Source organism: Candidatus Vallotia laricis, assembly GCF_020541325.1.
GTDB classification, from domain to species: Bacteria; Pseudomonadota; Gammaproteobacteria; order Burkholderiales; family Burkholderiaceae; genus Mycetohabitans; species Mycetohabitans laricis.
This window is the reverse complement of sequence record NZ_CP047399.1, coordinates 816,826-828,597: the sequence shown is the minus strand read 5'-3', so window position 1 is coordinate 828,597 and position 11,772 is coordinate 816,826. Positions and strand designations below refer to the sequence as shown.

Annotated in this window: 5 protein-coding genes, 1 tRNA gene and 1 other RNA gene; 3 read left to right on the top strand and 4 right to left on the bottom strand. The window is 40.5% G+C overall.

Going from position 1 to position 11,772, the window contains the following annotated elements:
• The first annotated feature begins 722 nt into the window (after nucleotides 1–722).
• Nucleotides 723–1,625 (top strand): class I SAM-dependent methyltransferase, encoded by a 903-nt coding sequence (locus GKR41_RS03130; protein WP_226809721.1) that lies wholly within the window; start codon nucleotides 723–725, stop codon nucleotides 1,623–1,625.
• A 282-nt stretch (nucleotides 1,626–1,907) separates the two neighbouring features.
• On the opposite strand, the gene GKR41_RS03125 is transcribed toward GKR41_RS03130, so the two are convergent.
• The 4 genes from GKR41_RS03125 to GKR41_RS03110 all read right to left on the bottom strand — a co-directional run bounded on the left by GKR41_RS03125 (nucleotide 1,908) and on the right by GKR41_RS03110 (nucleotide 7,752).
• A tRNA-Thr gene (locus tag GKR41_RS03125) sits at nucleotides 1,908–1,983 on the bottom strand.
• Nucleotides 1,984–2,108: 125 nt separating this feature from the next.
• Nucleotides 2,109–3,128 carry a class 1 fructose-bisphosphatase gene (locus tag GKR41_RS03120; protein ID WP_420885673.1) on the bottom strand — a complete coding sequence of 340 codons (1,020 nt, stop codon included), beginning with the start codon at nucleotides 3,126–3,128 and terminating at the stop codon, nucleotides 2,109–2,111.
• Between the two features lie 2,396 nt (nucleotides 3,129–5,524).
• Nucleotides 5,525–5,885: a transfer-messenger RNA gene (ssrA, locus tag GKR41_RS03115) on the bottom strand.
• Nucleotides 5,886–7,068: 1,183 nt separating this feature from the next.
• A complete protein-coding gene (locus GKR41_RS03110; RefSeq protein WP_226809719.1) occupies nucleotides 7,069–7,752 on the bottom strand; it encodes an OmpA family protein in 684 nt (227 codons plus the stop codon).
• Nucleotides 7,753–8,175: 423 nt separating this feature from the next.
• Here GKR41_RS03110 and gyrA point away from each other — a divergent pair, with 423 nt between their 5' ends.
• Together gyrA and GKR41_RS03100 are read left to right on the top strand one after the other, a co-directional pair.
• Entirely contained in the window at nucleotides 8,176–10,752 is a 2,577-nt protein-coding gene (gyrA, locus tag GKR41_RS03105) for a DNA gyrase subunit A (protein ID WP_226809718.1), read from the top strand.
• 128 nt (nucleotides 10,753–10,880) lie between these two features.
• Nucleotides 10,881–11,483, top strand: a complete 603-nt coding sequence (locus GKR41_RS03100) for a DUF2059 domain-containing protein (protein ID WP_226809717.1) — start codon at nucleotides 10,881–10,883, stop codon at nucleotides 11,481–11,483.
• Nucleotides 11,484–11,772 lie beyond the last annotated feature (289 nt).

The following is an 11,772-nucleotide window of genomic DNA, read 5'->3' as shown; positions in this document are numbered from 1 at the left end:
AAATACTATTTATCGAGCTTAGTGAGTAGGTTATGCAAGTTACTAAATTTATAGAAGACCGAAAATACGTGCTAGTTAAGTATCTAAATAGATCCTATCTGCTACACTAGCTTGCTTAGACTTAGGGCTAGTAAGATACAGTTATAGCAAAGCTGTTCGCTATTACCTGCCTTATTGGCTGATGAAATGGGTAAATATTTTTTGTACGTTATATTAACTAGATGGTTTTCAAAGTTTTTTAATGGCAGGTAGATTTAATACGAGTATTCTAACATTAGGTAATTTTCTTCTAGAATACTGCTTTTAGAACTAAGCGGATCCCCAGAATTAGTTGTGACCTGGGGAATTAGTTTTTATAGTTAGTACCAGACGAGCCCAAAGCTCATAGGCTAGTGTATGCACTATATTCATAATATTTAATTACTATAGAGTTAAATTATCTGTGGAGATATTTAAAATATATATACCTTTATCGCGGGAAATCTTAGTTCAGCGGCAAGACAGCTAGTTAGTATAGATGTGATTAGTGCTGGTTTATGCCCATCTTTTTTAAGTAAGAATATGCTTCCGTTATTTAAGCAATGGTTCTCTAATGACTAAACCCATTCGACTCTAGAGTTAGCTAAAAAATTGCTCACAGCAAATACGTATGCTAGATATATAAGATTGTCTGTTATGAAATTCTTTAGTAAGTATACGTATACATTGGTGCAAGCACTCGTATGCAAAGCGATAAACAGTTGTCTCGGAGACTACACGTACATACACGCCGCAAAGAATGTTGTAAACATAAAAAAATAGTACGGTACAAGAGTAAGCCGCTCTCCGAAGTATCTTATCAAGCCCATGTGAAACCAGTAACATTTTCTGAAGAAGGTGGAGTTCGATACCTGCACTTTGGTACTAAATTAGTTCAGGGCGCAATGCGCCTGAAAAATCCATTCGATATTGAATTTGAATACGTCCGACAGATGATGGCATGGCTTCTCTTTCTTGTGCCACCTAAGCGTATTGTACAATTAGGCCTAGGAGCAGGAACTTTGACCAAGTTTTGCTATCGACATTTTCCAAGATCACATATTGATGCCGTGGAATTAAATCCACAAGTAATTGTTGCGGCACGCCGTATGTTTGAATTGCCACCTGATGATTTACACTTACGTGTTCTTCAGACCGATGCATGGGATTTTGTAAACGATCAAATGAACCATGGTACCATCGGCGTAATGCAAATTGATCTATATAATCAGAACGGCTGCGGTCCAGCACTTGATTCTATCGCTTTTTATCGTGGGTGCTTTGCGTGTCTTGAAAACCAAGCTATTTTGATAGTAAACCTATTCGGAGGATATCAAAGCTTTTCGAGAAATATTCGACATTTACGTATAATATTTAATGCACGAGTGGTGGCATTGCCTGAATTATACGAAGGGAATCGTGTTGTTCTAGCTTTTTCCGGACCTACGCTGTCTGTTGACTGGAGCTTGCTAATAGATCGCGCAAAAGTAATAGAAAAAACATATGGCTTAAACGCTGCTCACTGGGTTGATACCTTGCGAGCCGCGACAAGTAAGACGCCATATCACATCACCCCTCATACTAAATCTAAGAGTTTTGTAATATGATGTATGGAGTTTATGCTTTTATACTAATGTTGTTGCAGTAGCTAATATGATTTTTCTGAGGTTTTAAGCTATTAATTGAGGCTACTTACTTTTAAAAAAAGTATACGCTCTGCTACTTAGATGTGATTGTGATATAAAAGAAATAATGCGCTCATATTCAATGATAACGCCTATGTATTGGCTGGTATTTTCCCTAAGCTTTATTGAGAAAGTAGTGTAAAGCACATAATAAAAAGTTGTAAACAAAAAATTCACAAATTTATATTTACAAAATTGAATGTGTGGTGCCGGAGAGAAGACTCGAACTTCCGACCTTCGCATTACGAATGCGCTGCTCTACCAACTGAGCTACACCGGCAATAGAGACGAATTATAAGAATGAATGAGAAGAGTAACAACCTCCTATATTAGGGAGCTTTATAGCTTTACTACACCTTGAATGGTGCTCAGCTCTAGGAGAAAGCTAGATATTCTATGGTATACCTAGCCCTCAAGATGGTACCGTGTCACACGGTCGACCTCATTCTTGGAACCAAGAAATACAGCGACGCGCTCGTGAAGACTTTGGGGCTGGATATCTAGAATCCTATTTTTTCCGTTAGTCGCAGCGCCGCCTGCTTGTTCGACGATAAACGCCATCGGATTTGCCTCATACATAAGTCGAAGCTTCCCAGGTTTATTTGGCGTACGCTTATCGGCCGGATACATGAAAATACCACCGCGGTGTAAAATACGATGCACGTCTGAAACCATTGATGCGATCCAGCGCATATTAAAGTCTGCCTTACGGGCAGCGTCTTCTCCCTCTATTAGTTCCTTAATATAACGCTGCACTGGTGCATACCAGTGTCGCTGGTTTGATGTATTGATCGCATACTCGAGCGTGTCGGGTGGAATGCGTAGATTGCGATGTGTTAATATCCACGAGCCGAGCTCTCGATCGAGAGTAAAACAGTTAACGCCGTAGCCTGTGGTGAGAACGAGCGAGATTTGTGGCCCATATACGAAATAGCCGGCCGCCACCTGATGAGAGCCTTTTTGCAGAAATGATGTTTCAGTTGGAATGTTGCCCTCTAAATATGGAAGGACTGAAAATATTGTCCCGACTGAAACGTTTACATCGATATTAGATGAGCCGTCAAGAGGATCAAATAGTAATAGATAATCCCCTTTCGGAAAACAATCAGGGATTAGATGAATATCTTCCATTTCCTCTGATGCCATCGCAGAGAGATTTCCGCCCCATTCATTAGCCTCAAGAAGGATGCTATTAGCTAGGATATCAACTTTCTTTTGTATCTCTCCCTGAATATTTTTTTTATTAGAGCTTCCGTATGCTTCACCTAGTGCACCTCTGCTAACGTGATAGCTAATAAGTCTACAAGCACGTGAGATAACTTCAATCAACAGCCGAAGATTGGCCGTGATATTGTTATTGTTGTGTTTACGCTGCTCTTCGATTAAGTGCTGGGTGAGAGTCATACCATGGGATGTAGACCGCATTGCTTCCATAATAAATCATAAGTCCGAAAATACTGCTCTAGAGATGTGCCCACTGCTTCTCAGTATGCTTTCTAGTACGATACCGCGATTATATAGACTGATTCTATGTGGACGTGTAACGCATTGACAATACCTACTTACCATATACTGGATTAATTTAAAATAAATTTTTTTGACTCAATTCCGCTTATTGTTGACAAAAACTAGTGGTGTAGTACTTGTCCCAGTAGCTGGGATAGTATTGTCTTAACCAATTCTAAGATATTGCTCCTCGCTTTTATAGCATACATAATTGCTGGTTTTGTATGCGGTAATTAAATAAGGCTTAGGAAAATATATAACATTAGCTGATCAAGATAAGTTCTCTTTTGCTTTCAATACATCGAACGCCACCGATACTATCTATGCGACAGCCCGCTCAGATCGCGATCGTTAATATATTGCAGCAATATTCGATAGCCCTAACCGTAGGGCTTATAAGTACTATAGTGAGATATGAGCATAGTTTATACTATATTAGGATAATATCCATGCTATAGTGTTCTGTTAATAACAGATATGCTTTGTGATTCACATCATGTTAACACTCAGTGTTTTATTGTTAGATATACCAGGATTATTAATAAATAACCTACACAAACAAAGATTAGTAGATTTATAGAGTTAAATAAAATGAGCTGTTTAATTTAGAACACGAAGCTTAATTGAGTAAAGACAGGAATTAACAAAAAAATCTTCGCCCCCCCCTCAAGATTAACGAATATTGTTGGTCTATGCTTGATCAGCTGTGCTAGGCCCACGCTACAGTCCCTTTAAGGGACATTTGCATATGCAAGTGGCGGGCACTTACTTCGGTTATTTATGTTCTCAACCTTATCAAGATGCATATATAAAACCCGCCACATATTATTTGGGTCAACTAGTTCATCTAAAATCAAGCTCATTACATCTACAGGTTATACGTACGCGATTAGTATACGATATGTGCATCACAGCAGGCTAATTCCTATAAGCGCCACAGTTTATCTGGATAATATAAACTACCAGGCTTAGCATACCGTCGCAGCTAAAATATTAGTACCTAAAATAATAATTAGCGCATAATTAGGTAGCAGATATCTAAACAGTAGTTACAAAAAACAGTAGTTACAGGAATTACTTGCTATATGTCAGTATAAATTAGAAGTAACTGCAAGTATTGTTGTATTTGATGAAAATTTTAGTTAAAAAAATGTGAAAGACTATCTTATGCTAGAGTAGCCGATCATATACATGATCGGCACTAAGATGCACCGGTTCGGTCTGCCCTAATCTAAGCGTGAAATTATCAGCAGCTATAGCATAGTCATTATGCTTTCTAAATATGCATGGTAAGCATAGCGCAACAATACGCGAGATGTTGTGCACTAATAGTTGACTAATCCTTTATAGGATATCTATTTCATAACCGAGTACGTATACTTGCACTTTTAGAAGAAGATACTTCAAGCTTTCGACCGAGTCTGCGCTCGTAGTGACAATTTACCTGGGCTTATCAATTTTGGTTGCTATAGTGGCGCATCGTCAGATTAGGCGTTACCCGATCTAGTGATTCACGTTGTCTGCACTAACTGGCAAAGTTGTACATCTTGCGGTCAAGCGATTCTTTGTGATGAAGCTTTAGATCTATTCATAAACAGTATAATGTTAGCGAGATTGACGGAAATGATACCGATTGATATCCGTACTACAAAGTCTGACTTGTATAAACTTAGCTGTAGTCGGCTTTATGCCAGCAATCTCTATTTTAGGAACCGGAAATTAAATGACGCCCGATTTTGTATATTAAGCGATCTAATAACAGTGCTAACACTGTACATTGATAATGTAACTTATATTTAAGTATTCTGATATGTTAAATAAGTTCTAAAATAGCATTGCAAGTCAGCAGAGCACAGATCATAGCTCCCCGGATAGCGCATTTAGCATGCGGACCGAGTATGCTTATCTATGGTCAGTGTAAACAACAATTATATGTGACTATGACTAGATATACGAGATCAGTCTAGCTAGACGTATTATGTTTATAAAAAATTTCATAGTTTTCTAACGATGTTTATAAAGATAGTGGATGAGCGTTGTATAGAGGCTAATAATTAAAATTCATAATAAATATTCTTTCTTATAAGGCTCTATTTATATTTTCTTAAAACAAACTCAGACCTTCTTCTTAAAGAATATTAGCCTAATGAGTTAATTATTTAGTTAATTAAACGAGAAATTTTTCTAGAATTTCTGGAGATTTCTTGGAAATAGAGGAGCGTACCTATGGAGTTAGTATCTGAAAACCCTATTCACTATTTATGTAAGCACCACAAGTGTAGGATCAGTAGATAAGAATCCAGATTAGCAAGTATTGGTGGAGCCGGCGGGAATTGAACCCGCGTCCGCAAGCACTTTACAACTAGTTCTACATACTTAGTTATGTCTTTTAATTTTAGCCGCATTAACGCGGACAAACACGCTTCGCTGCGGCGAGTTACTATATTTTCGGCTACAGCACCGTAACTCCGCTGTAGATTATCTGACGTAAATGACCTCTGCGTGGTTTTGCAACCCTAGCTCGTCAGAGAGCTAGTGCGAGGCTAGCCGTTATTAAGCGGCTAGTGCGTACGTTTCGTCGTTCGCAGTTACTTAAGTCCCATTGATTTACGAGATAACGGGTCCTCGGTATGCCCTAAATTGCTTTGCTACCCACGTCGAAACCAGGTCGGCCCCATAAAGAATACGTTCATTATCTTATAAGCCATAAACACAGTCAATTTATTAATATCTAAATAAGGAATCTAGCTTCACATACTACGCTTGTATTACTTACCCAAATAGCATGAGGCAACATACCGAGCTTCAGTACTTTTTCAGTGAAGTATGTATTTATGAGATGAGTGGCTGATACCGATAGTCGGCTTGATAGCTACTCTGCATGATACGAACAAGTTATCCCAATCTAGTATAGATCGTTGTGCAGGAAGTCTGGTGGTGCTGATGTAAATTGTCTAGTATGCAGATTTTCCTGTGACACAGCTATGCTGGTATGTAGGTGGATTGTCGCTGTGTAAGCATATAGTTTATATGGGTTTATGAGTGAACACGAAACGCTGAATAATCTCAACTAGAGTGAAATATTAGTTAAAGTGGTTTGGGGCAATAGGTTATTCTGTGAATTTCTGAACAAATAATCTAGACTTTCGAGTAAGCCTGAAAGTCTCCATAGCTTAGTAAAGCGTGAATAATTATTAGTTTACCTCTAGTATGATTTTTATCACGTACTCGGCGTCTACTACCGAATATAAATAAAGTTTTAGGTTGTGGTCGTGCGTTAAGAATAACACCTAACCAGCTGACTTTACCAATTGTGAGCATACGCATACGCGATAATTAACCAACGCGTTTTAACATTTCTTAAGTAATTTACTATGTATTACATAGTTCAGATCAGAAAAAACTTTCTGTAGATATTTTTATGCTCAACATTTGAAATACTATTCTCTATCCTAAGGGTCAACAACGCTAAATATTAGCTTACATAAATAAATTCTTTAGCGGATACATTGTTATCTGTGGCGTAAATAACTTAGATAAGTTATTTACGCCACAGATAACTTTGAGCGCTTGTTTATTAGGTAAATAAGCATGCAAGTCGAGCTGGACAACCGTCGTGGACTTATATCGTGAAGAGGTCTCTAGATTCAGCTATTAGATCCCACCACTGATGAGAGAAATGGCTCATTTGAGTCTATATAAATCAACGTTAATCATAGATAGCAAGAAATACGTAAAAAGAATCATGAACGCCAGTAAAAGCGGTAAAATTATAGGAATAATACTGTAACTGGCATCAAGCATAATATATAGATAAATACTTATCAAAGTACGAAAAACTCGACTTATCCTTGGTTATTTATTGCGTCTGCGAAGAAGTTAACTCATTTTGAGGCTGTCTCGTAGTGGTAATGACCTCTATCTCCACCCTACGGTTTGGAGCTAGGCACGCCATTAACTCTTTAAAATTCTTTTTAGGGCAGGCTGTTACTAAAGGTTTGCGATTACCCTGACCTTCCGTATAAATGCTATCAGCTGGGATACCCTTGCTAATCAAATACCGTTTTACGGCCTGTGCGCGGCGCAGTGATAGACGTTCATTATACTTATCTGAACCGATCTTATCTGTATAGCCTAAGGCTAAAACTTCTTCGGGATTTAAACCTTGAATCTTTAAGGTTAACTCGTCAAGTTCTTTTTTCCCAGCAAGAAGTTCAGTTTTATCGAAGTCAAATAGTATATTTGCCTGATAGGTAACTTTCTGTCTGGTCGCAACCGGAGTTGGTGTAAGCGGCAAGGGCTTTGATAACTCTTGTGTTTGATCCATCAGTTCGCTGCCGCACTCTGCATTCGTGGTGGTAGGAGTCCAAAAAGTATTGCGCCAACAAAGCTCACCGTCGCCGTTCATCCAAATGCATTCTCTAGTACTGCCCACCCAGTTGTCACTAGAAATCTGTTGTGAAGCTAGTGACGGGTCCGCTGATGCGAATGTAGTTATAGCCGTAGTAGATGCAATGAATACGAGCTTTAAAAGCTTGTGCATACTTTTCCTCTCGAGATTGATGCTGTCGCAGTTTACTGCGAACCTATTAACAAATAGCAAGATAGAAATTATCTGAGACTTAGTATTGTGGCATGACTAACTGCACCACTATATTTTGCCATACTAGTTCTATTGCGATAATAAATTTCTACTTTTTTCTAAATCTTCATCAGGAACTTGTAGTTAGATCGCAACAGTTACTAAAATAGTACTGGCTGAGAGCAGAGAGATTATAACCTTTAAGCTCATGCATCATAACTGTTGCCGACGTCACTCCCTAGTGTGTAGTGCTGTTCCAGATGCATGCTAACATTATAATATTAGATAGTGCGAGTTATCTACTACTAGGTACAGTATAGCTTGTACGCTACCCCCCCCCGCAGCTTAGTCTCGGACCGCTGGAGTTCGTCAAAGACGCTATAAATGGATCAATTCGCCAAAGAGACCCTACCCATTTCTCTCGAAGAGGAAATGCGCCGTTCTTACCTCGATTATGCAATGAGCGTAATAGTAGGTCGTGCACTGCCCGATGCTCGAGATGGACTCAAACCAGTGCATCGCCGCGTGCTTTATGCGATGTATGAGCTCGGCAATGACTGGAATCGAACATACAAGAAATCTGCCCGGATCGTCGGAGATGTAATTGGTAAGTACCACCCCCATGGCGATAGCGCAGTTTATGAGACCATCGTCCGCATGGCTCAGGATTTTTCGCTACGCTATATGCTAGTAGACGGACAGGGAAACTTCGGCTCGGTCGATGGCGATAACGCTGCGGCAATGCGCTACACTGAGATTAGGCTCGCAAAAATTGGTCATGAGCTATTAACCGACATCGATAAGGATACCGTTGACTTTGAGTGGAACTATGATGGCAGCGAGACTCAACCGCAGGTGCTGCCGTCGAGAATCCCGAATCTGTTAATCAACGGATCGTCTGGTATTGCAGTCGGTATGGCAACGAATATCCCCCCACATAATTTGAATGAAGTTGTTGACGTATGCCAATACCTGCTAAACCATCCACAGGCGTCAATCCATGAGCTGATTGAACTCCTTCCTGCACCAGATTTCCCAACGGGGGGGGTGATATACGGCGTGCAAGGTGTGCGCGATGGATATAGCTTCGGCCGCGGCCGAATTATAATACGCGCTAAGATTCATTTCGAGGAAATCGAGCGCGGGCAGCGTATAGCGATCGTCGTTGACGAATTACCATATCAGGTAAACAAACGTTCCCTGCTTGAGCGCATTGCTGAATTAGTCAACGAGAAGAAGATTGATGGTATATCCGATATCCGTGATGAATCTGACAAAAGTGGTATGCGTGTGGTGATTGAACTTAAGCGTAGTGAAGTTCCGGAGGTTGTGCTTAATAATTTATATAAGAATACGCAGCTGCAGGATACTTTTGGTATGAATATGGTTGCACTGATCAATGGGCAACCGAAGCTATTAAATTTACGCGAGCTACTGGAGTGCTTTTTATCACACCGGCGTGAGGTTGTTACACGCCGCGCTTTTTACGATTTACGTCGAGCTCGCGAGCGAAGTCATGTTCTGGAAGGCCTCGCGGTTGCACTTTCAAATATCGATAAGTTTATTGAGATTATCCGAGCCGCTTCGACACCACCAATTGCAAGGCGAGATTTAATGATGCGTGGATGGGACTCGGGGCTAGTGCGGGACATGCTTTCGCGCACCCAAAGTGAAACCCCGGGTGGGCTCGATGCGTTCCGTCCCGATGGGTTAGCACCCATTTTTGGTATGCAATCCCAGGGACTTTACAAGCTCTCGGATATACAGGTGCAGGAAACCCTACAGATGCGATTGCAAAGATTAACGGGCCTAGAAAAAGATAAAATTACTACAGAATATTATACGGTTACTACAAAGATTTCGGATCTTCTGAATATTCTATCTAAACCTGAACGGATCCGAGCGATCATCTCTGATGAGCTAGTTGCAATCAAGGCGGAATTTGGAAACGGGAGGCGCTCGCAGATTGCGTTGAATACTACCGATCTTAGCACTGAGGATCTGATTGTGCCGCAAGATATGGTTGTTACGATGTCGCACGCTGGCTACATTAAATCGCAGCCGCTATCTGAGTACGATGCGCAAAAGCGCGGTGGACGTGGAAAGCAGGCTATTGTAATGAAAGACGATGATTGGGCCGAGACACTATTTATTGCAAACACGCATGACCATATTTTATGCTTCTCAAATCACGGACGTGTTTATTGGATTAAAGTCTATGAGGTACCGCGAGGCTCAAGAAACTCCCGAGGACGACCAATCGTAAATATGTTTCCGCTACAGGAAGGCGAAAAGATTAATGTAGCACTACCGGTTAAGGAATTTTCTGCTGACAAGTTCGTATTCCTAGCTACATCCCTTGGAATAGTAAAGAAAACGCCGCTTGAGGCATTTTCTCGGCCGCTTAAGAAGGGTATCATTGCAGTAGGGCTTGACGATGGAGATTTTCTGATCGGTGCGCAGATTACTAATGGACAGCATGATGTAATGCTGTTCTCCGACGCTGGCAAGGCGGTACGATTCGAGGAGAACGATGTACGGCCAATGGGCCGGGAAGCACGCGGGGTGCGTGGAATGCAACTCGAAAATAGTCAGCAGGTAATCGCGTTACTAGTGGCTGGTGGCGAGTCACAATCAGTACTAACTGCGACCGAGAACGGTTACGGTAAGCGCACACCAATCTCTGAGTATACAAGACATGGGCGTGGTACAAAGGGTATGATTGCAATTCAGACCTCGGAGCGAAACGGCAGTGTAGTTGCCGCGACATTAGTTGAGCCAGACAGTGAGATCATATTAATTACGACTGCTGGTGTAATGATCCGTACACGTGTTACTGAAATTCGAGAGATGAGCCGTGCAACGCAAGGTGTTACACTAATTACCCTTGACAGGGGTACCAAGCTATCGGGCTTGCAGCAAATAGCTGAGACTGACATAGAAAATAGCATCGAGCCCTAGTTCTGAGGTCGCGTCCGATATAAATCGTAATAGTAGCACTTACTAATAGCTGTCAGATAGATGTAACGATCGAGTATGATTACTAAGTAGGCGCTAGGTTGATAAAACAACTTTTGATAGGAGTCGTGATGAAAAAACAATTTAAGCGGTGGATATTTCTGGCCTCCATCGTGTCGACGCTAGCGATAGCACAGACGCTTCCTGCCCAGGAAAAAGCAGGAGATTTATTACCTACTGTAATGCCAGTTGATTTAGCTAAAAAAGCCGCCATTAAAGATCTGCTTGATATGATCGATGTCCCTAAGCTAATTGGAGCTATTGCTAATAGCGCTCAAATGCAAGCCAAGCAACTAGTTCCAGTAATTTTGTCCAATGCCTTAACTGAAAGCAAATCGCTGAACGACAAACAAAAGCAATCTGCGGTGCCTATTCTGCAAAAGACTGCTGTTCCTAAACTTTTAGAATCTGCTGGCGCAGTATTCAAAAGTGAGCAATTCCGACAAGCCGCAATGCGCGCACAATATGAAGTGTATTCAAAGTACTACTCAGTATCGGAAATAAAAGATTTAATAGCGTTTTATAAAACCCCAACTGGTCGCAGATTTATTACAGTTCAGGATCAGGTTAGTCGTGATTTAGTAAGCGGTCTGATGCAAAAGTACATGCCTATATCGATCAAAGTAACTAGGGATCAGGCTAACAAAGAAATGGCTTTACTTAAACTAAAGTAGTAACTGTGTATGTGTACAATCCAGCTATTTTATAGCTTTACGTAGCGGTGTCGTAGAAGTAGGCTAATAATTGTGAGCAACGTTGGATATGTTTTTTATTTTTCTCAACGTAATAATTTTATTTATTTGAGGAAATAATTCTGGGTATAAATATTAAATTTTGATAAGGCTTCGTTCACGCCGTTAAGATATACGGTCAAAAATTAATAACTAGATTGACATATCTAAAGTTAGGTGCCAATGAAGATAAACCAACTTAGCTTATAAGCTAGTATCAATGCTTGAATTA

What these genes read in the sequence shown, in the direction of transcription:
- GKR41_RS03120 (WP_420885673.1), bottom strand. Translation starts at nt 3,128, where the DNA reads ATGCGGTCTACATCCCATGGTATGACTCTCACCCAGCACTTAATCGAA.
- GKR41_RS03100 (WP_226809717.1), top strand. Translation starts at nt 10,881, where the DNA reads ATGAAAAAACAATTTAAGCGGTGGATATTTCTGGCCTCCATCGTGTCG.
- GKR41_RS03130 (WP_226809721.1), top strand. Translation starts at nt 723, where the DNA reads ATGCAAAGCGATAAACAGTTGTCTCGGAGACTACACGTACATACACGC.
- GKR41_RS03110 (WP_226809719.1), bottom strand. Translation starts at nt 7,752, where the DNA reads ATGCACAAGCTTTTAAAGCTCGTATTCATTGCATCTACTACGGCTATA.
- gyrA (WP_226809718.1), top strand. Translation starts at nt 8,176, where the DNA reads ATGGATCAATTCGCCAAAGAGACCCTACCCATTTCTCTCGAAGAGGAA.